Here is a 20,701-nt window from a genome sequence, read left to right on the forward strand (position 1 = left end):
CTCGTTTTTCAAACGGTGATCCCGCTGCCTGACCAGACGCCTCCTCCACAAGACCTTGTCAACCGGCTGCGCGACGCCGGGCTTATCGGAGCGGGTGCGCAGTTTCGCACCTTGTATGGCGGGCGCACCAATCAGGTGTGGAAAGTGCTCGGCGGAGATGGTGACAAGGTCCTAAAGCTCTACCGTGCCAATCCGTGCAATCCCCTGTTTCGCAATGATCCCGAACTTGAGGCGCGGTGTCTGCGCGCATTGGAACAGACCGGTTTTGTGCCGCGTTTGAGAACCACCGGGACGCATGGGCAGGGTCATTGGGTATTCTACGACCATGCGCCGGGATCGCCCTGGTCGACCGGGCCAGAGGCTGTCGGTGCATTACTGCGCGATTTGCACGACCTTAAAATCCCGGTTCAGGCCCCAGCCGGGTGCAACGGAAGCACCGACTTGGAGGCTCACACGCTAAACATTCTGAGCGGGTGCGAGTCCGCGATGAAGGCCCGCCTCAACCGAATGCGCCCGACGACATCGGTTCCGCCGTCTCACCAAACCTGCTTGATCCATGGAGATCCGGTGGCCGGCAATATTCTGGTCGACGGTTCGGCATTGACTTTGATCGACTGGCAATGCCCCGCACAGGGCGACCCCTGCGAAGACCTTGCCATGTTCCTGTCGCCTGCCATGCAACAAGTCTATCGCGGCGCGCCCCTGACCCCCGATGAGGAAAACGCCTTTTTGGCGGCCTATAATCACCCGGCCACAACGTCACGCTATCTTGCGTTGCGTCCCTGGTATGCCTGGCGCATGGCGGCCTATTGCCTGTGGCGTATCGAGCGCGGGGCCGAAGACTATACAAAGGGTCTGGAACTGGAACTCGAGTCACAGTGACCGGGTCACATGTCCGCAAGCCCCATCATCCAATAGGCGGGCGGCATCAGTGCCCTCCGCCAGGGCCCCAGCGGAAACCGGGGAGGAGTGCGCGTCATCGGAGTGGGAAGCTGCGGGCCTTGACCAAGGGCCAACTGGGCAAGTGCGCGCCCGCAATAAGTCCCCATCGCGACGCCGTTGCCGTGGAACGCAAACCCTGCAAACATGCCAGGCTGGCCCGAAACTGGCCCCACATAGGGCGTTAACCCCCGTGTCAAACACACCATTCCCGACCAGATATGGGTGATATCCACTGCGCTCCATTCCGGGAACGTCTGTGTGAAGTCACGTTGAACCTTATGGCGAATCGCAGCCTCAGCTCGGGGTGAGGATCGCAGCCCGCCGCGCATTCCAAACAGGAACCGCCGGTCGGGCATCAGCCGGAAATAATGCAGCAGGTGCCGCGTGTCATAAGACATCTGATCCGTGGTCCAGCCTTGCGCCGCCAACTCGTGATTGGTCAAGGGACGAGTCACCAGTACCGTGGACTGGGCGGGCATGTAGCGCCCGGACATCCAGTTCGGCACATCCTCGCTGGAATACCCATTGGTGCAAATCAGGACATTTGATGCACGCACTTTCCCTACAGGTGTTGTGACCTCAAAACCCTGAGCGATCTTTTGCAGTGTCTGAACGGCGCTTTTCTGAAACAGTTTTGCACCATTTCTCTGCGCCGCTTCGGCCAGTCCGAACAAGTATTTCCGGGGATTCAGGCCAAATCCCACAGGGTTCGTATACCCGCCATGAAACGCGCCACCAAAACCGAGACCGGGCAAGTCCTTGGCTTCGTGCAAAACTCCGGTCGAATCCGCACCTTTCCTAAGGGCTGACATGGCCCGCGCATTGTGCGCCAGCTGGGTTTCTCCTTTCGAATGGACATCCGCCTCAATCCGATGGTCCCTTAGGAGACCAGCCACGAGATGAACGGCGTCCGCTTCGGCTTGTCCGTATTCACGCGCAGCAGAAGCTCCGAACCTGCGGGACATTGCCTTCGGGCTGAGTTTTGAACCACCCAGACAGCAGAACCCACCGTTTCGCCCGGACGCGCCCCAGCCGGGCGTCTCGGCCTCAAGCACAGCAACAGACGTACCCGCTTGCGCCAAATGTAGCGCCGCGGAAAGGCCCGTGAACCCACCACCCACAACCGCGACATCAACCGTCAGGTCTCCTTTCATTTCCGGCCAATTCAGGCTGGGAATGGTTTCATCCCACCAGCATCCTTCCCGGGGTCCGGGGCCATAAGTGTAGTCCGGGAACAGCCGTTTCATTCGGTACGCGCCGCGGCCATTTCATCCTGCTTTTGTCGCATCATGGCGCGTTTTGTCACCAGCGACGCGGTAATGACGCCCACTGTCACGACGGCGATCATCAACGTTGACAGCGCGTTGATCTCGGGGCTGACACCCAGCCTGACTGCCGAGAAGATCTTGATCGGCAGGGTTGTGGCCGACGGCCCCGAGGTAAAGGACGCAATCACCAGATCATCCAGCGACAGGGTAAAGGCCAGCAACCAGCCGGAAATCACGGCAGGCGCAATGATCGGCAGTGTCACTAGGCGAAACGCTTGCGCGGGCGAACAACCCAGGTCCAGAGCAGCCTCTTCCAGCGACTGATCGAACGTGACCAAGCGCGACGAGACAACGACCGATACGAAACACATCGAAAAGGTCGTATGCGCCAGAACGATGGTCAGGATACCGCGATCCAGCCCGATGCCTATGAACAATAGCAGCAATGACAGGCCGGTGATCACTTCGGGCATCACCAGCGGGGCGTAGATCATACCGGAGAACAGCGTTCGACCGAAGAAACGCCCCCCGCGCACCAGCACATAGGCGGCGGCGGTGCCCAGAATGGTCGCCAGCGTAGACGAGAACACAGCCACCCGGACTGTCACCCATGCCGCATCAAGAAACGCCTCGTTCTGGACCAGCTCACCATACCATTTGGTCGAGAAGCCAGCCCAAACGGTGACCAGCTTGCTTTCGTTAAAGGAAAAGATGATCAGGATGATCATCGGGATATAGAGGAACGCAAATCCCAGCGTCAGCGAGACCGCGTTGAACCAGCTTAGCCTGTTCATTGCTCGGCCTCCGTCTGTTTCTGCTGGTTTCGCTGGAACAGCACGATTGGGATCACAAGGATCAGCAGAAGCACTACCGCCACGGCGCTCGCCACCGGCCAGTCGCGATTCGAGAAGAACTCCTCCCACAAAACCTTGCCAATCATCAACGTGCCTGACCCGCCCAGAAGCGAGGGAATGACGAATTCGCCAATCACCGGGATCATCACAAGGAAACAGCCTGCTATGATACCGGGGCGCGACAGCGGGATTGTCACAAGCCAAAAGGCCTGAACCCGCGAACAACCAAGGTCTTCGGCGGCCTCGATCAGGGATTCGTCCATCCGTTCCAGCGCCGAATAGATCGGCAAGATCATGAACGGCAGATAGGTGTAGACGATGCCGATATAGACGGCAGTGTTGGTGTTCAGAATGGTCAGCGGGGTCGAGATCAGCCCTGTCCACAGCAGCAACTGGTTCAGATAGCCTTCGTTCGACAGGATGCCCATCCACGCATAGACGCGGATCAGGAACGAGGTCCAGAAGGGCAGGATCACGAGCATCATCAGCGTCGGCCGCCATTCAACCGGCGCGCGGGCCATGCCATAAGCGATGGGATAGCCAACCAGCAGCGTGAAAAACGTGGAAATCACCGCGATTTTGACGCTAGAGAGGTAGGCTTTCCAATACAGGTCATCCTCGGTCAGCCAGACGAAGTTTTCGAAATCCAATTGGCTGAAGAACTCTTTGATTCCTGACCAGCCCTGCGAGAAGTCCAGCGTTGGCGTGTAAGGCGGGATCGCCAGTTCGATATCCGACAGCGAGATTTTCAGGACGATAAAAAACGGCACCAGAAACAGCGCCAGCAGCCAGACATAGGGGACGGCGATCAGAAAGGCGCGGCGCATCAGTCGGCCAGCAGAACCGCAGCCGTTGCTGTCCAGGACAGCCAGACCGGGTCTTCCCAGGTAAAGGACCGACGCGAGATACGGCGGGTATTGGCCGTCTGCGCCTTGATGATCGTGCCGTTGGGCAATTCGACGTGATAGGTGGACAGGTTACCGAGATAGGCGATGTCATGGACCTTGCCCTGCACCGCATTGATCGCGTCCGCCGGGCGGTCGGCCGAGATAGTTACCTTCTCGGGGCGGATCGCCAGATGACAGGCCTGCCCCTGCGCGAACCCATTGGCCGAGGTCGCGGTCAACGGGGCCTGCCCTTCGGCCCAATCGATCTGATATGTGCCTTCGCCATTGGCGGTGGCGCGGCCTTCGATGATATTTACGTCGCCAATAAAGTCGGCGACATAGACCGAGTTGGGGTTCTCATAAATCCGGTCCGGCGTGGCGACCTGCATCAGCTGTCCCTGATCCATCACGGCCACGCGGCTGGCCACGGTCATAGCTTCCTCCTGATCGTGGGTCACGATGACAAAGGTGGTGCCGGTCTTTTCCTGAATATCCATAAGTTCGAACTGCGTGTCCTGCCGCAGCTTCTTGTCCAGCGCGCCCAACGGTTCGTCCAGCAGCAATAGTTTTGGCGCTTTCGCCAAAGACCGCGCTAAAGCGACCCGCTGCCGCTGCCCGCCCGAGATCTGGTGCGGTTTACGACGAGCGAATTGCGTCAGCCGGGTCAGGCGCAGCATTTCTTCGACTCTGTCCTCAAGGTCGCGTTTGGGCATGTTGTCCCGGCGCAGGCCAAAGGCGATGTTTTCCCAGATGCTTAAGTGCGGAAACAGGGCGTAGGACTGGAACATCATGTTTACCGCCCGCTTATTCGGCGGGATCGGGTCGATATCCTGACCGCCCAACATGATGTGGCCCTCGGTGGGTGTTTCGAACCCCGCCAACATCCGCATCATCGTGGTTTTGCCGCAGCCCGATGGCCCCAGCAGAGCGAAAAATTCTTTCTCGAAAATATCCAAAGACAGGTTGTCGATTGCCGTAAAGTCTCCAAACCGCTTGGTGACATTCTGGAATTGGATCAAGGGTTTCGCCTGTGGGTCTTCCCACGGCGCAAAGACGTCAGAGTTCACTACAGCCCCCGTTCGGCAATCTTGAGAAAAACGGCAGGGCGGGAAACCCGCCCTGCCTTAGGAAATCGGATCAGGTACCCGATTTGATCTTGGTCCACAGACGGGTCACAACCCGCTGCGTTTTTGCCGGGTAGGGCGTGGTGATGTAGAGATTCTGCATCGTCGCGTCGTCCGGGTAGATCGCCGGATCGCCGATCACGTCTTCCTCAAGGAACTCTTGCGAGGCTTTGTTGCCGTTGGCGTAATAAACATAGTTCGACGCCGCAGCCATGTTGTTGGCATCCAGAATGAAGTTCAGGAACTTGTGCGCGCCTTCTGGGTTCGGAGCATCTGCCGGGATGGCCATCTGGTCAAACCACATCAGCGAACCTTCAGCGAACGGATGGTATTCTATCTCGACCCCGTTATCGGCCTCGGCCGCACGGTCGCGGGCCTGTAGAATGTCACCTGACCAACCCACGGCCACGCAGATATCACCATTGGCCAGAGCGTTGATGTATTCCGAGCTATGGAACTTCTGGATATGCGGACGCACGCTGGTCAGAACTTCTTCGACCTTCTGGATGACGTCCGGATCGTGGCTGTCCGGATCTTCGCCCAGATATTGCAACGTCATGGGGATCATCTCGGCAGGCGCATCCAGGAAATGCACACCGCACCCGGCGAGCTTCTCCATGTTTTCCGGGTTCAGCACCAACTCCATGCTATTCAGCGCGACGTCATCGCCCAGCGCCTCTTTGACCTTACCAACATTGACGCCGATCCCCGTGGTTCCCCACATGTAGTTGATCGAGAAGGCGTTGTCGGGGTCGTATCCTGCGGTCCGTTCCTGAATGACTTCCCAAAGATTCCCCGAGTTATCCAGCTTGGAAGTATCCAGTTGCTGGAAAGCCCCCGCTTGAATCTGGCGCTGAAGGAACGTGCCGGACGGAACCACCACATCATAGCCAGACCCACCGGCCAGCATCTTGGTTTCCAGAACCTCGTTGCTGTCGAACACGTCGTAGATCAGCGTCAGACCGGTTTCTTCCTCGAACTTCTGTAAAAGGTCTTCGTCGATATAATCCGACCAGTTGTAGACACGCACTTCTTCAGCGAAGGCCGCCGAAGTCCCCAGTGCGATGACCGCTGTCAGTGTCAGCGTTTTGATTGACATTTTATTCTCCCTGCAAGTGTGCGGGTATTTTCCCGTTTTTTTGGATTTGATCAAGTTTTGCGTTTTTCCCCGATCCGTCGTATGGTTTCACGAGGTCAGGCACCTGGCAAGTCAACACAATCGCAAACAGGGCAAACCAATTGGATTTGATCAAAAATAAGGCACCGAGGCCAGTGGCCGATGATCAGAAACAACCTGCCCACGAGCAGGTCTATCAGACGCTGCGCGCCCAGATCATGTATGGCGATCTGGTCCCCGGTCAGCCTGTCACCATTCAAGGGCTGACTGATTCGCTGGACGTTGGCATGACCCCTGTTCGCGAAGCGATTCGCAGGCTGATCTCTGACGGAGCGCTTATGTTTCAGGGCAATCGCCGGGTCAGCGTACCTTTGCTGAAACATAGCGATGTTCAGCAGATGATTTTCGCTAGAATTTCAATAGAATCAGAGCTTTCCAGACGCGCGACAACCAACATGAGCGCTGTAGAAATAGATCACCTGGCTCAGATCGATAAACAGTTGGACCGTACCATCGCCGACGGCGACGTCGGCGGATATCTGCGCCTCAACCACCTGTTTCATGAAACGCTCTATTCCTACGCAGACGCTCCGATTCTCAACGATTTGGCGGAACGGTTATGGCTGCGGTTCGGCCCTTCACTGCGTGTCGTTTGCGGTCGTTTCGGAACCCAAAGCCTGCCCGACCGCCACAAAGATATCATAACGGCGCTCCGCCGTAAGGACCCCGACAGGGTCGCGAAAGCCACCGCGCAGGACATCGAACAGGGAATGGAGCTGATGGCAGGTGCCTTGTCATCTACCTAGATAAATGCGATTCGATTGACAGAAAAAAATTTGATCATATTGTGACCGCTAATCGCTCTTGCAGGAGATTCCCCGATGTCGACCATCACAAATCACATGCCTACTGCCGAATTGCAGGCACTGGATGCCGCCCACCACATGCACCCATTCTCGGCCAATGGCGCGCTCGGGAAAGAGGGTGCTCGCGTCATCACCCGCGCCAAGGGCGTCTATCTGACCGATAGCGAAGGCGAGGAAATCCTGGATGCCATGGCCGGTCTTTGGTGTGTCAATGTCGGCTATGGCCGCGACGAACTGGCCGAGGCAGCTGCGCGACAAATGCGCGAACTACCCTACTACAATACCTTCTTCAAAACCACGCATGTCCCCGCCATCGCGCTGGCTAAAAAGCTGGCCGAACTGGCGCCTGGCGATCTGAACCATGTGTTCTTCGCTGCTGGCGGGTCTGAAGCAAATGACACCAATATCCGTCTGGTTCGCACTTATTGGGCCGAAAAAGGCCAACCAGACAAGAATATCATCATCAGCCGCCACAATGCCTATCACGGTTCGTCCGTTGGCTCGGCCTCGCTGGGGGGTATGGCAGGGATGCACGCGCAGGGTGGTATTCCGATCCCGAACATTCACCACATCAACCAGCCGAACTGGTGGGCCGAAGGCGGCGACATGACGCCCGAAGAGTTCGGTTTGGCCCGCGCGCAGGAACTGGAAGAGGCAATTCTTGAACTGGGCGAAAACCGCGTCGCGGCCTTCATCGCCGAGCCGGTTCAGGGCGCAGGTGGCGTGATCGTCGCACCCGACACCTATTGGCCCGAAATCCAGCGAATCTGCGACAAATACGATATCCTGCTGATCGCGGATGAGGTCATCTGCGGCTTTGGCCGCACTGGCAACTGGTTCGGGTCGCAAACCGTGGGCATCCGCCCGCATATCATGACTATCGCCAAGGGCCTCAGCTCGGGCTACGCGCCCATCGGAGGTTCTATCGTCAATGATGAGATCGCCGAGGTGATTGGCGGCACCGAATTCAACCACGGCTACACCTATTCCGGCCACCCGGTCGCCGCCGCCGTGGCACTGGAAAACCTACGCATCCTCGAAGAGGAAAAGATCGTGGACCACGTCCGCGACGTCGCCGCCCCCTACCTGAAAGAAAAATGGGAGGCGCTGGTCGATCACCCACTGGTGGGCGAAGCGAAAATCGTCGGTATGATGGCCTCGATTGCGCTGACGCCCGACAAAGCAAGCCGCGCTAAGTTCGCCTCAGCCCCTGGCACAGTCGGCTATGTCTGCCGCGACCGTTGCTTTAGCAACAACCTGATCATGCGCCATGTGGGGGACCGGATGATCATCTCACCTCCGCTGATCCTGACCCCATCGGATATCGACGAGATGTTCGTGCGCATCCACAAATCGCTGGACGAAGCTCAGGCCGACATCATCGAACAAGGGCTGATGAAAGCCGCCAGCTGATCCGCGCAGCTTCATCTGGCCAAATATATCTCGGGGGAATCGCGGCTTGCCGCGATGGGGGCAGAGCCCCCTCCCCTACCTCAACCGCTCTAGCAACCGCAGGGTTGGATAACCATCCGGCACCAGACCTTGCGCCAACTGATAGGCCCGCAACGCGTTGACAGTATTCGGGCCCGTGCGCCCGTCGATTCCTTGGGTATCGAACCCAGCCTCGGTCAAAAGGCTCTGCAGCTCTTTCTTTTCGGTAAAGCTCAGTATCCGATCATCGCGGGGCCAAGATGCCTGAAATGGCGCGCCGCCAACCAGCCGATCCGACAAATGGCCAATCCCGATCACATAGGCGTCGGCACCGTTGTATTTCTCGATCACCTTGAAATTCTCGAATATCATCAAGGCCACGCCTTGCCCGCCTGCCGGCAATAGAATGGCCGCCTTCCCATGATCCGGAATGGCCTGTCCATCACGTCCAACAACACCAAGCGCGGCCCATTCGGATGGCATCAACCTGTGATCCCGCTTGGCCGAGGCAAAATCGAAACCGTCTGGCAACTGCACTTCGATCCCCCAGGGTTGACCCTTTTTCCACCCATGTCGCGCCAGGTAGGACGCCGCCGAAGCCAAAGCGTCTGTCGGGTCGTCGGACCAGATATCTCGCCGTCCGTCGCCATCAAAATCCACCGCATGTTCCAAATACGAGGTCGGCATAAACTGCGTATGACCCATTGCGCCCGCCCAACTGCCTGTCATAGCACCGGGCACGACATCGCCAGCCTGAATGATCTGCAAGGCCGCCACCAGTTGCGCCTCGAAGAAAGACGCCCGTCGTGCGTCGAACGCCAGCGTTGCCAGCGACCGGATCGTCAGATCTCCGCCCCGAAACGAACCATACGACGTCTCAAGCCCCCAGATGGCCGTTACAACTTCTTTCTCGACGCCATATTGCGCTTCGATCTGGGTCAAGACCGCGTCATGGCGCTCCAACCCGGCGCGTCCATTCGCAATTCGCCGGTCTGATACGGCAGAGTCCAGATACTCCCAGATTGGCTTCGAGAACTCGGCTTGGTTGCGATCGCGCTTGATAACGTCCCAATCGTAAGTCAGCCCCGCCAATGACCGGTCCAACGTCGTCGCAGATATACCTTGCTGCAACGCGCGTTCGCGGAACGCTCCCAGCCACGCCTGAAAGCGCGCATTCCCTTCAGTTGACACGCGGATCTCCTTAAACTCTGGCCGAACAACCGGCCGTATCGACACGGTGACATCGGCCGATGCGAGCTCGTGAATCTGTGGGCCATTGGCCGAGTTGATAGGATCCGCCTGCACTATGGATGCCCATAATGCAGCGGTCATGACGCCGCTTACGCATTTATGCATTCCGATTTTCCTGATTACTGCTCAACACCAAGGTAGCGCATAATGGCGAAATCACAAAGAGCTCAGGTTTCGTCCTCGCGGAGTTTTGCTGCCCGCTCGGCCCGCAACCGATCCAGCGCTTGCCGAAGCAGAGGCACCCTGTTGGGCCGGAAAAAGTCTTCGGTCAGGGCCATGTCGCGCATACGGTCCAGCCGGAATATTCTGAAATCCTGCCGTAAATGGCACCAACTGATCAAAACGCTTGCCCGGTCCATATATACGATACTCAGCGGATTCACCCGACGACGGGTGGCATCCCCCTTGGCATCGGTATAGGCGAACTCGACTGTGCGTTCATCCCATGTGGCTTGTCTCAGATCGCGCACATCGATGGTTGGCCGGGCCGGGCGATCAAACCGGGTGGCCGTCAGGACGGCGTGTGATAGGCGATGCGACTGGCGGTGTGGCAAGCGTCCCTGCAGCTTGCGCAGAACCGCCCCTGCCGCATCTGCAAGACCTGGATCGCCAATGGATTGCACCTCGCGCAGACCCAGAACCAGTGCCTCTAGCTCGTCATCGGTGAAGCCCAAAGGCGGCAGAGTCGCATCCTCGATCAGGGTGAACCCAAACCCTGCCTCTCCGTCGATGACAGCCCCCAGTTCGCGCAAAGCGTCGATGTCACGATGAACGGTGCGAGCTGAGACGCCCAGATCCCGCGCCAGTTGGACCGAGGTCTTGGGCGACGGGCCAGAGCGCAAGGCTTGCATCAATTGGAACAGGCGGGCGGTGCGAGACATATCGTAATCTAGACTAAGGCTAATGACAGAAACTGTCATTACGGCATCTTATCCAAACGGTATCTTAACGACTCCGGAGCCAACGATGCTGACCCTTCTGACCTTCCCTGCCGCCTTCGGCCAATTCAGCGCCAGCCCTTTTTGCGTCAAAACGGCTTATATGTTGCAACTGTCCGGCCAAAGCTGGCAGCGGTCCGATATGCTGAACCCATCGAAGATGCCCCACCAGAAATTGCCTGTTTTGCGCACGTCTCAAAGGCTGGTGGCCGACAGCGACCTGATCCGGGACTGGCTGGAAACACAAGGGGCCAATTTCGATGCAGACCTTAGCGACATTCAAAAGGCCCAGTCCCGCGCCCTGATCCGCATGGCCGAAGAACACATCTATAACCACGTCGTTCTGGATCGCTGGGGCAATGACGAGGTCTGGCCGATCCTGCGCGATATGTTCTTCACCGAGGTTCCTGCACTGATCCGTCGCCCCGTGACCCACGCAATCCGCAAATCGGTGATGAAGCGAATGGACGGGGCCGGTCTCTCGCGGTTCTCGGATACTGAACGCACAGATCGCCTGGAACGTGACCTCGTAGCGATATCAGCTTTTCTGTGGCAGTCGCCCTTCCTGTTCGGTGAAAGCCCAACCGCCGCAGATATGAGCGTCGGGCCTGTACTGGCGGCGATGCGCGCGACACCAAAAGAAACTCAGCTGACGCGACGCATCAAAACCGATAGCTTGCTTAACAGCTATTTGGACCGGTTAGAGCAGGCGATCCCCCTATGACGCCCTTTCAAGACCCCGCTGTTCAGTCCGTTTTCGACGGGTACAAGCCAGACACCCATAAGGGTGTGCTGGCCCTGCGTGAATTGATCTTTGAAACGGCCCTAACTCTTCCCAGCGCCCAACCGCTGCAAGAAGCCTTGCGCTGGGGGCAACCCGCCTACTTGGCACCCAAAGGGTCCACGATCAGGTTAGGGGGCCACAAGACCGCCAGTTTCGCACTGTTCGTCCATTGCCAAAGCCGTCTGATCAGTGATTTCACTTCGTCCTTCCCAGACGAGGATCGGCTGGAAGGCAACCGGGCAGTTCTTTTCGACGACCCCCGCCAGATTGACGCGAACCGCCACGGATGGCTGATTGCGCGGGCGCTCACCTATCACCTCTGACGACGTTTGCGTTCGACTTTGCGTTTGATCTTGTCTTTCTTGCGCTTGTTGCTGACCGCCTTTCGCCGTGCGCCGCGTTTCACTGAGCCGCGGCCGCGCGGCAGGGTTTGATCGTCGATGGACAGCAGCTCCAGCTCCAGCCCGCCCGTAACCGGCGTCGCCGCAGTCAGACGCACGGTGACGCGTTGACCGATGGCGATGATCAACCCGGTGTCTGATCCCATCAGCGTCCCGGCTTCGCGGTCGAAGTGGAAGAACTCACGCCCCAAGGATCGCACGGGCACCAACCCATCAGCGCCGGTTTCGTCCATCTTCACAAAGGCCCCGAACCGCGCGATGCCGCTGATGCGGCCGGTGAACTCATTGCCCACCCGCTCGCTCAAATAAGCCGCCAGATAGCGATCGGTTGTGTCGCGCTCAGCCATCATCGAACGCCGCTCGGTGTCCGAGATATGGGTGGCTGTTTCGTCCAGTCGCGCGATTTCATCCTCGGTCAGCCCATCCTTGCCCCAACCATGGGCCGAGATCAGCGCCCGATGCACGATCAGGTCCGCATAGCGGCGAATGGGCGAGGTGAAATGTGCATAATTCCGCAGCGCCAGACCGAAATGGCCGAAATTCTCTGGGTTGTAGTAGGCCTGCGCCATCGACCGCAGGGTGGTCAGGTTGATCAACTCGGCATCTTCAGTGCCCGCAGCAGCGTTCAGCAGCGCGTTGAGGTGACGTGTTTGCAGCACCTGCCCTTTCGCAAGGTTCAAACCTGCAGCCTGAGCAGTTTCCCGCAGGCTTTCCAACTTCTCGGGCGCGGGTTCTTCGTGGACACGGAACAGCAGCGGGCGGCGTTTGGCAATCAGCGTTTCAGCGGCGGCCACGTTGGCGAGGATCATGAACTCCTCAATCAGCTTATGAGCATCCAGCCGGTCGCGAAACGCCACGCTAGTCACTTCACCGGTGTCGCTGAGGACGATCTTGCGTTCGGGCAGGTCCAGCTCCAATGGCTGTCGCACCGCACGCGCGGACTTCAACGCGGCATAGGCAGCGTAGAGAGGTTTCAGCACTGTCTCCAACAGGGGCCCGGTGCGGTCGTTGGGGGTGCCATCGATAGCCTCCTGCACCTCGGCATAATGCAAAGATGCAGCCGAGCGCATCAGCCCCCGCACAAACCGGTGGCCGATCTTGTTACCCTCGGCGTCGATCTGCATCCGGACGGCGATACAGGCGCGCGGTACGCCTTCGTGCAGCGAACAAAGATCGCCCGACAGACGATCCGGCAGCATCGGCACAACGCGGTCTGGGAAATAGCTGGAATTGCCGCGCTTGCGTGCCTCACGGTCCAGCGCGGTGCCGGGCTGCACGTAAGCGGCGACATCTGCGATAGCGACCCAGATTACATGACCGCCGGGGTTCTTGGGGTCGTCATCAGCGTGCGCGTAACAGGCATCGTCGTGATCGCGCGCGTCCGAAGGGTCGATGGTCAGCAGCGGCATATCCCGCAGGTCTTCGCGGCCCTTCAGGCCGACGGGCTTGGCCTTGTCGGCCTCATCGATCACCTTGTCGGGGAAATCGTCCGGGATGCCGTGCTGGTGGATCGCAATCAGCGACACCGCCTTGGGCGCGGTGGGATCACCCAACCGTTCGACAATCCGCGCGCGGGGCAGGCCCATGCGTTTCTTGGGGCCAGCCTGTTCGGCCTCGACCAGCTCACCATCCTTGGCCCCATGCACCGCGCCATCGGTCACCAGCCATTCGTTTTGGCCCGCCTTGTCGATGGGCACGATCCGTCCGCCCTCGGCCCCTTTGCGGAAAATGCCGACGATCTTGCGCGGGTTGGTGCCGATCCGGCGGATCAGGCGTGCCTCATAATTGTGGTCTTCCTCATGCACCACGGTCAGGCGGGCCAGAATCCGGTCGCCCTCGCCCAGAGCCGGGTCACTGGCGCGAGTGATCAACAAGACGATGGGCTCAACCCCTTCACCATGCCATTCCAGCGGGCGGGCGAACAAGTCTCCGTCCGCGTTCGGAGCCTTCACTTGCAGCACACTAACCGGCGGCAGACGATCCGGGTCGCCATAGCTGCGCTTGCGCTTTTCCAGATGGCCGTCGGCCTCAAGCTCGCGCAGGATGCGTTTCAGGTCGATCCGCGCCGCGCCCTTGATCCCAAAGGCTTTGGCGATATCGCGTTTCGAGGTCAGGGTGGGGTTCGCCGAGATCCAGTCAAGGACCTCCTGCTTGGTGGGGATACGACTCATATATTTGGCGTAACACGGGCGTGCGACGGCGTCATGACCAAAAACGGATCAGGGTTTCAGATCCGCCACCGTGTCCACATCGCGCAACGGGTCCAGCAGCGCCACCCGTGCGCCGGAGATCGAGGCCAGCGTGTCGGCCAGTGCATGTTCGGTGGACCAGCGCACATCGCGGAACAGGTTGTTGGGAAGCGCGCCATATCTTTGCGCACCCACCAGCCAATAGCCGCCATCCGGGGCGGGGCCGAATGCCATCTGCGCGGACCCCAACGCCGTGAACGCGCGGGCAATGTGGCTGCGGGTAATGCCCGGAATATCCGCGCCGATCAGGCAGACCGGCCCCGGCGGCATCCCGCGCAGCATCCGACCCATCCGGTCACCCAGATCTCCGCGCCCCTGCGCCGCCCGCGGCAGATCAGCAGGCCAGATTCGGCTGGTCAGACCTTCGCGGTCAGGCGCGACCGCCAGCGCAATCTGCCAACGCGGATCACGCAGCCGCCGGATCAACGAGCGTGTCTGGTGGCGAAACCACCAAGCCGCCCCAACCATACCGATATCGCGGCCCAGCCGGGTTTTCACCCGACCGGGGCGCGGCTCTTTCACCATGATCACGAGAGTGCGCTGCATGTTAGGCGAAATAGTCCCGCAGGATGCGCGTGTAGATGGCCTTGAGCTGTTCGATCTGTGCCACCTCGACGCATTCATCCACCTGATGCATGGTGCGGCCCACAAGGCCAAATTCCACTACCGGGCAGTGGTTCTTCACAAATCGCGCGTCCGAGGTACCGCCCGTGGTCGACATCTCGGGCACCACACCGGTTTCCGCCTCAACCGCCTTGGCGACCAGGGCGGACAGAGGCCCCGGCGGGGTCAGAAAGCTCTCGCCAGAGATCTTGATGCGCAGGTCGATCTCAACCCCGAACTCATCGGCCACTGCAGCGGCCTCGGCCCGCAACCAATCGCTGAGGCTGGCCCCAGAATGCAGATCGTTGAACCGGATATTCACCGCTCCTGTAGATTGCGCGGGGATCACGTTGGTTGCCGGGTTGCCCGTGTCGATCGTCACCACGGCCAGTGTTGAGGCGTCGAAATGGTCCGTACCCTGATCCAGCTCGTGACTGGCCAACCGATCCATCAGCCGCGCCATTGCGGGCATCGGGTTCTTGGCGCGGTGCGGATAGGCCGCGTGACCCTGTACCCCGGTCACGGTGAACCAGATGTTCATCGACCCACGCCGCCCGATCTTCATCATCTCGCCCATTGTGTTGGGGCAGGTCGGCTCGCCCACCAGACAGACCGACATCTTTTCCCCGGCACTGTCCATATAGTCCAGCAGGGCGGTGGTGCCGTCCAGCGCGTCGCCTTCCTCATCCCCGGTGATGGTCAGGATGACGGCCCCGTCGGGCGGCGTGTCGCGCACAAAATCAACGGCCGCTGCGGCAAAGGCCGCCACGCCGGATTTCATGTCCGTCGTGCCTCGACCAAACATCACGCCATCTTTCACCTCGGCCCCGAAAGGTGGCATGGTCCATGCAGCCTCATCCCCAACTGGCACGACGTCTGTATGGCCATTAAAACCAAAGCTGCGTGGATGCCCTTTGTCACCCCAGCGTGCAAACAGATTGCAAATCCCGCCGCGATCGACACGCGTGCAGGCAAACCCCGCCTCCGCCAGCAGCTTTTCCAACAGAACAAGGGCGCCCCCTTCATCAGGTGTGACCGATGGGCAACGGATCAGGTCCGCTGTCAATTCTACCGCATCTGTCATTTCTTGCCCTTTCTCTGCACTGAACTGCATCTTCGCGCACAGATTCAACGAATTGGCGGGATTGCCAACCCCCGCACGGCACGCTTCACACGCTTTTTTGCAGTCTATCTCGCGATGACATGTCAACAAAACATTGGCGTTTCCGTTGCGATTGCCTTGCCGCCCAATTCGAAATCGCGTTAGAGGGCCGCGAAACAGGTAAATTTCGATGACACGCGCTTTTATCGCTTGGATCTGCCTGACTTTCGCCGTTCTTGCACAGCAAAGCCAGGCTCAGACTTTGACGGTCACCACTGTGACCCGCCAACCGTTCTCGTATGTCGAGGACGGGGCAGAGACCGGATTCTCGATGGATCTTCTGGCTGCATTGGCACAATCGTTGGACTGGGACTACCAAATCAACCGGGTCGAGGGGTTCGGAGATATGCTGGTCGCAGTGCAGGACGGATCAGCAGATTTGGCCATCGCCAATATCTCGATCACGGCTGCGCGCGAAACCCAGATGGATTTCAGTCAACCGATTTTCGAGGCCGGGCTTCAGATCATGGTGCCGTCGGACGCGATGCGCCGCCCGTCACTGTTGCAGGCGTTGTTGTCGGTCGAGCTGTTCATCGCCATCGGGCTGGCCTTTGCCATCCTGCTGGGCGGAGGTATGCTGATGTGGGTGTTCGAGCGCCGCTCGCAACCCTATTTCGATCGCAAGCTGGACGAAGCGTGGTTTCCGTCCTTCTGGTGGGCGCTCAATCTGGTCGTGAATGGCGGGTTCGAGGAACGGATGCCGCGCACACCCTTTGGGCGCTTGCTGGGTGTTGTTTTGGTCGTATCATCCCTGTTCATCGTGTCTGTCTTTACCGCGCGGATCACCTCGGTGATGACGGTGGATGCGATCAGCGGCAACGTGAATTCGGTGAATGATCTGTACGGCAAACAGGTCGGAACGATCTCGAACTCGACTGCTGCCAGCTTCCTGAACCGGCGCGAGATCGAATTTACCGGATACGACAGTCTTGAACCCATGCTGGACGCATTCCGGGCCGAAGAACTGGACGCGATCGTATTTGATGCGCCCATCCTATCCTACTATGCATCGCACGAAGGACGCAGATTCGCGTCCATGACGGGCGGGGTGTTCCTGCGCGAAAACTACGGCATAGCCTTTCCCACCGGGTCGCCTCTGGTCGAGGATGTCAATCAGGCGCTGCTGGCACTACGCGAAGATGGAACCTATGACGAGATCTACCGCAAATGGTTCGGGGCGCGGAACTAAGCTGGTTCCTCATCCCCGAAAAACGGTGTCATCTGGGCGACAATAACTGCGTTTTCATCCAGCGCACGCTGCATCAGGGCGCGCTCATCCGGGTCGATGTCATGCCCCTGCGCCTCGCGTTCAGCAAGCGTGCCATAGCCGGTTACATCCAAAGGCGCTGTGTCAGCCTGTTTCAGGATGGCAACGGTTTCACGCACGGCCTCGGCTTCGTCCACGCCACTGGCAAAGCACATCAGCGCTGCACCGGTTGCACCTTCGGGCAAACCATCGCCTTCCTTGCGACCGATCTGCACAAGCAGGGTGTAAACTTGCTGACGAGAGGGTTTCTTTTGCTTTTCCATGCGCCCGGCCATATCGCCGCGCCGCGTGTTGGTCAAGCGCGGGGCACTAACGCTCGGCCGTCGCCAGTTTGAGCGCCAGCGCCACGAAGATCACGCCCGAGATTCGGTTCAGCCACAGTTGAACGCCCGGCGACCCGCGCAACAGCCCGCCCAGAGTACCCGCGGCCAGCGCCACAGCACCGAATACCACGACCGTAGCCAGAAACATCAGAGCGCCCAACTGATAGAACTGCCCAATGATCGGCCCGTTATTCGGGTCGACGAACTGCGGCAGAAACGCCAGCATGAAGATTGTCACCTTGGGATTGGCAATATTCATAATCAAACCGCGCAGAAACAACTTGCGCGTCGCGATACGGGGTGCATCTGCACTGTCCAGCCGGGTTTCGGTGGCCGTGAAGGCTTTCCACGCCAGATAGACCAGATACCCCGCCCCGGCATATTTCAACATGGCAAAGGCCGCCTGCGAGGTCTGAAACAGCACCGCAACCCCGAACGCTGCAGCAGTGGTGTGTACAATCAGCCCCGATGCCAAGCCAAGCGTCACAATCAGCCCTGACATCCGGCCATAAAGCGCCGATTGGGTCAGCACAAAGATATTATCCGGCCCCGGCACTGCAGCCAAAGCGATGGCAACGCTCATGAACAAAATGACCACGTCAACGGGAATCATGAAGACCTCAAAAGGTGCGGGAAAGAGCCGGTCAATTCTTCAGACTGCAGGAGAAGGCCACGTCCAAAAAACATGGCCTTTTCCCGCGAACGTTCGGGATCAGTCGCGCAGCAGCTCGTTGATCCCGGTTTTGGAACGGGTCTTTTCGTCTACCCGCTTCACAATGACGGCGCAGTAAAGGCTGACATTGTTTTTCGACGGCATCGAACCGGCCACAACCACCGAATAGGGCGGCACCTCGCCATACATGACCTCACCGGTTTCGCGGTCGACGATCTTGGTCGACTGGCCGATGAACACGCCCATCCCCAGAACCGACCCTTCGCGGACGATACAACCCTCGACCACTTCCGACCGCGCACCGATAAAGCAATTGTCCTCGATGATCGTGGGGCCAGCCTGCATCGGCTCGAGCACGCCGCCGATACCAACGCCGCCCGACAGGTGGACGTTCTTGCCAATCTGTGCGCAGGACCCGACAGTGGCCCATGTGTCGACCATGGTGCCTTCGTCCACATAGGCGCCAAGGTTCACAAAGGACGGCATCAAGACCACGCCGGGCGCGACATAAGCCGACTTACGCACCACGCAGTTTGGCACGGCGCGGAAACCGGCGGCTTTCCACTGGTTCTCACCCCAACCGGCGAACTTGCTGTCCACCTTGTCCCACCAACCGCCATCCTGCGGGCCACCCGTTTGGATTTCCATGTCCTTGATGCGAAAACCCAGCAGAACCGCCTTTTTGGCCCACTGGTTTACGTGCCAATCGCCGCTGTCCAGCTTTTCTGCAACCCGCAGGGAACCGCTGTCCAGTGCATTCAGCGTATCTTCGATGGCTTCACGCTGTTCACCGGTGGTGGCGGGGGTTATTGTATCGCGTGCCTCCCAGGCGGCTTCGATGGCGGCTTCCAGTTGCGCGTTGGACATTTCGGGGCTCCCTGACGAATCTGTTCATGTTGGTGTTGCCTATACGCAAGCGCCAACCTTGGCGCAATGCGACGCAGGTGGGCGCGTTTGCGTCGGGCCGATCGCAATCAAAGGCTACAGCAGTGGTCAACGCGCGCGCCGGATGTGCCGGACCAGAAGCCCAACCGCCCCTGCGGTGTCTTTCTTTTGGATCGCCTGCATGATCGCCGCATGATCCGTATCCGCCCGCTGCACCCATTTTGGCCGCCAATGCGCGAACAGATGGCGCGCGCTGGCAATGTGCAAGTCATCAATCGTCCGCAGCAGCCGGGGCAGCGCGCATGGTGCAAGAATGGCGCGGTGGAAAGCGCGGTTTTTGGCCTCCCACTCGGGCATCGTTTCAGCCGCATCGCAGGCCAACCGCGCCTGTTCTGCCCGGGTGACCGCGTTCATCGACATGTTCTGCACCGCGTATTGCAAGGCCAACGGTTCAAGGGCGACACGCATTTCGATCACTTCGCGCACTTCAACCGGATCCAGTGGCGTCACACGCATCCCGCGTCGGGGTTCGCTTTTGGCCAGCCCATGGGCTTGCAAACGCAGCAGAGCTTCGCGCACCGGGACATGGCTGGTATCAAAAGCCCGCGCGATGTGGTCCTGACGCAGCTTTTCCCCGGCGGTCAGTTCGCCGGTTATGATTTGCTGGCTCAGGCTGTCGTAGATGGTGTCGGCAATGGTCGCGCTCATGGATTATAGATAAAATCCGACCCCACAGATCACAAGCCGCATTCTCAGCCCATCAGCGGGTCGGGTGAGATATTGCCCCCGCACACCAGCACAGCCACTTTTTCCCCCGGCGCGGGCTTATATGCGCCAGAGGTCAACGCCGCCAAAGCCGCAGCACCTGCCGGTTCGACCAGAATCCGATGCGCTTGCCAAAGCCGCTTTTGCGCATCGGCAATGGCCGCGTCGCTGACCAGGACCGAGGTCATGCCCTGCGCCAGACCAAAACAGATCGACCCGATCCGCCGCGCGCCCAGCGCATTGGCCGCAATACCCGAGACCGAGACATCGACCGGCTCCCCCGCCTGCAACGCGGCGTTCAATGCGCATGAGGTCTCGGGCTCGACCGCCACGACCTTGCGCGCACCCTGCAACCACGCCAGCGCCCCGGCGATCAGCCCTCCGCCACCGACAGCGACCAGAACTGTGTCGGCTTGCAGGCCTTGCGCCTCCCATTCGGCGAAACACGTGCCTTGCCCGGCGACGGTGCCCGGCGCGTCATAGGCGTGGATCTGCATCGCGCCGGTCTGCGCTTCATGATCTTGCGCCGCCGTAAGCGCGTTCGCGTATTCGCCAGAGACCACACTCAGGTCCGCTCCCGTTTGTTCGATCAATGCGATTTTGGACGGACCCGCCAGTTCGGGTACGAAAATCTTGGCCGGATAGCCCAGCGTCTGCGCCGCATAGGCCGCCGCTGCCCCGTGATTGCCACCCGATGCGGCCACCACACCGGCCTCGGGGACATCCATGCTGAGCAACGTGTTAAACGCCCCGCGCGCTTTGAAGCTGCCAGTGTGCTGCATCTGCTCCAGCTTCAACTCGACCGGATAGTCCAGCCCCAGCGCATGGCTTTCCATTACGGGTGTAACCTGTGCATATCCGGCGATCCGGTCTGCGGCCGCTGAAATTTCGTTCTTCCAATTCATTCTTGT

At 59.4% G+C, this 20,701-nt stretch carries 21 protein-coding genes; 6 read left to right on the plus strand and 15 right to left on the minus strand.

Features of this window, described 5'->3' with window-relative positions; all coding sequences use genetic code 11:
- Positions 1 to 15: 15 nt before the first annotated feature.
- Positions 16 to 882 carry a phosphotransferase family protein gene (locus tag AC2FF7_RS11015; RefSeq protein WP_480866523.1) on the plus strand — a complete coding sequence of 289 codons (867 nt, stop codon included), beginning with the start codon at positions 16 to 18 and terminating at the stop codon, positions 880 to 882.
- Positions 883 to 887: 5 nt separating this feature from the next.
- Here the strand turns inward: AC2FF7_RS11015 and AC2FF7_RS11020 are convergent, their stop codons facing one another.
- The 5 genes from AC2FF7_RS11020 to AC2FF7_RS11040 form a co-directional block, all read right to left on the minus strand.
- Positions 888 to 2,189 carry an NAD(P)/FAD-dependent oxidoreductase gene (locus AC2FF7_RS11020; protein WP_480866524.1) on the minus strand — a complete coding sequence of 434 codons (1,302 nt, stop codon included), beginning with the start codon at positions 2,187 to 2,189 and terminating at the stop codon, positions 888 to 890.
- Positions 2,186 to 3,004: an ABC transporter permease gene (locus AC2FF7_RS11025; RefSeq protein ID WP_170724572.1), complete on the minus strand. Its 819-nt coding sequence runs from the start codon at positions 3,002 to 3,004 to the stop codon at positions 2,186 to 2,188. The genes AC2FF7_RS11020 and AC2FF7_RS11025 overlap by 4 nt, the downstream gene beginning before the upstream one ends.
- Entirely contained in the window at positions 3,001 to 3,891 is an 891-nt protein-coding gene (locus AC2FF7_RS11030) for an ABC transporter permease subunit (RefSeq protein ID WP_353394120.1), read from the minus strand. The genes AC2FF7_RS11025 and AC2FF7_RS11030 overlap by 4 nt, the downstream gene beginning before the upstream one ends.
- Positions 3,891 to 5,018 carry an ABC transporter ATP-binding protein gene (locus AC2FF7_RS11035; RefSeq protein ID WP_480866527.1) on the minus strand — a complete coding sequence of 376 codons (1,128 nt, stop codon included), beginning with the start codon at positions 5,016 to 5,018 and terminating at the stop codon, positions 3,891 to 3,893. The genes AC2FF7_RS11030 and AC2FF7_RS11035 overlap by 1 nt, the downstream gene beginning before the upstream one ends.
- 70 nt (positions 5,019 to 5,088) lie before the next feature.
- The gene (locus AC2FF7_RS11040) at positions 5,089 to 6,174 is read right to left on the minus strand and encodes a polyamine ABC transporter substrate-binding protein (protein ID WP_496905638.1); all 1,086 of its coding nucleotides are present in this window, start codon (positions 6,172 to 6,174) and stop codon (positions 5,089 to 5,091) included.
- Between the two features lie 140 nt (positions 6,175 to 6,314).
- Here AC2FF7_RS11040 and AC2FF7_RS11045 point away from each other — a divergent pair, with 140 nt between their 5' ends.
- The gene (locus AC2FF7_RS11045) at positions 6,315 to 6,998 is read left to right on the plus strand and encodes a GntR family transcriptional regulator (RefSeq protein WP_170355430.1); all 684 of its coding nucleotides are present in this window, start codon (positions 6,315 to 6,317) and stop codon (positions 6,996 to 6,998) included.
- Between the two features lie 75 nt (positions 6,999 to 7,073).
- Positions 7,074 to 8,471, plus strand: a complete 1,398-nt coding sequence (locus AC2FF7_RS11050; RefSeq protein WP_170754629.1) for an aspartate aminotransferase family protein — start codon at positions 7,074 to 7,076, stop codon at positions 8,469 to 8,471.
- A 75-nt stretch (positions 8,472 to 8,546) separates the two neighbouring features.
- Here AC2FF7_RS11050 and AC2FF7_RS11055 read toward each other — a convergent pair whose 3' ends face one another.
- Positions 8,547 to 9,845 carry a lytic murein transglycosylase gene (locus AC2FF7_RS11055; protein ID WP_496905639.1) on the minus strand — a complete coding sequence of 433 codons (1,299 nt, stop codon included), beginning with the start codon at positions 9,843 to 9,845 and terminating at the stop codon, positions 8,547 to 8,549.
- A gap of 62 nt (positions 9,846 to 9,907) precedes the next feature.
- A complete protein-coding gene (locus AC2FF7_RS11060) occupies positions 9,908 to 10,621 on the minus strand; it encodes a helix-turn-helix transcriptional regulator (RefSeq protein WP_496905640.1) in 714 nt (237 codons plus the stop codon).
- A gap of 85 nt (positions 10,622 to 10,706) precedes the next feature.
- On the opposite strand from AC2FF7_RS11060, the gene AC2FF7_RS11065 reads away from it, so the two are divergent.
- The gene (locus AC2FF7_RS11065; RefSeq protein ID WP_496905641.1) at positions 10,707 to 11,402 is read left to right on the plus strand and encodes a glutathione S-transferase family protein; all 696 of its coding nucleotides are present in this window, start codon (positions 10,707 to 10,709) and stop codon (positions 11,400 to 11,402) included.
- Positions 11,399 to 11,785, plus strand: coding sequence for a DUF1801 domain-containing protein (locus AC2FF7_RS11070; protein WP_480866535.1), 387 nt, complete (start codon positions 11,399 to 11,401; stop codon positions 11,783 to 11,785). Before AC2FF7_RS11065 ends, AC2FF7_RS11070 begins: the two co-directional genes overlap by 4 nt.
- Here the strand turns inward: AC2FF7_RS11070 and rnr are convergent.
- From rnr to dapE, 3 genes are read right to left on the minus strand one after another with little or no spacing between them, the layout of a single operon-like run.
- Complete coding sequence (gene rnr / locus AC2FF7_RS11075) at positions 11,776 to 14,034, minus strand: ribonuclease R (protein WP_480866537.1); 2,259 nt, start codon at positions 14,032 to 14,034, stop codon at positions 11,776 to 11,778. The genes AC2FF7_RS11070 and rnr overlap by 10 nt on opposite strands.
- 48 nt (positions 14,035 to 14,082) lie before the next feature.
- Entirely contained in the window at positions 14,083 to 14,658 is a 576-nt protein-coding gene (locus AC2FF7_RS11080) for a TIGR04282 family arsenosugar biosynthesis glycosyltransferase (protein WP_480866539.1), read from the minus strand.
- Position 14,659: 1 nt separating this feature from the next.
- Positions 14,660 to 15,799 (minus strand): succinyl-diaminopimelate desuccinylase, encoded by a 1,140-nt coding sequence (dapE, locus tag AC2FF7_RS11085; protein ID WP_480866541.1) that lies wholly within the window; start codon positions 15,797 to 15,799, stop codon positions 14,660 to 14,662.
- Positions 15,800 to 16,007: 208 nt separating this feature from the next.
- On the opposite strand from dapE, the gene AC2FF7_RS11090 reads away from it, so the two are divergent.
- A complete protein-coding gene (locus tag AC2FF7_RS11090) occupies positions 16,008 to 17,066 on the plus strand; it encodes a transporter substrate-binding domain-containing protein (RefSeq protein WP_170754647.1) in 1,059 nt (352 codons plus the stop codon).
- On the opposite strand, the gene AC2FF7_RS11095 is transcribed toward AC2FF7_RS11090, so the two are convergent.
- The 5 genes from AC2FF7_RS11095 to AC2FF7_RS11115 form a co-directional block, all read right to left on the minus strand.
- Entirely contained in the window at positions 17,063 to 17,407 is a 345-nt protein-coding gene (locus AC2FF7_RS11095; RefSeq protein WP_058272663.1) for a DUF8846 family protein, read from the minus strand. The two genes, AC2FF7_RS11090 and AC2FF7_RS11095, sit on opposite strands and share 4 nt — an antisense overlap.
- A 46-nt stretch (positions 17,408 to 17,453) precedes the next feature.
- Positions 17,454 to 18,080, minus strand: coding sequence for a LysE family translocator (locus tag AC2FF7_RS11100; RefSeq protein ID WP_353394145.1), 627 nt, complete (start codon positions 18,078 to 18,080; stop codon positions 17,454 to 17,456).
- 99 nt (positions 18,081 to 18,179) lie between these two features.
- Positions 18,180 to 19,007 (minus strand): 2,3,4,5-tetrahydropyridine-2,6-dicarboxylate N-succinyltransferase, encoded by an 828-nt coding sequence (gene dapD, locus AC2FF7_RS11105; RefSeq protein ID WP_170355440.1) that lies wholly within the window; start codon positions 19,005 to 19,007, stop codon positions 18,180 to 18,182.
- A 126-nt stretch (positions 19,008 to 19,133) separates the two neighbouring features.
- A complete protein-coding gene (locus AC2FF7_RS11110) occupies positions 19,134 to 19,733 on the minus strand; it encodes a GntR family transcriptional regulator (RefSeq protein WP_170754653.1) in 600 nt (199 codons plus the stop codon).
- 44 nt (positions 19,734 to 19,777) lie between these two features.
- Positions 19,778 to 20,695, minus strand: a complete 918-nt coding sequence (locus AC2FF7_RS11115) for a threonine/serine dehydratase (protein ID WP_480866543.1) — start codon at positions 20,693 to 20,695, stop codon at positions 19,778 to 19,780.
- Positions 20,696 to 20,701: the final 6 nt, after the last annotated feature.

The sequence above is a fragment of the Ruegeria sp. YTSC325 genome (assembly GCF_059609525.1).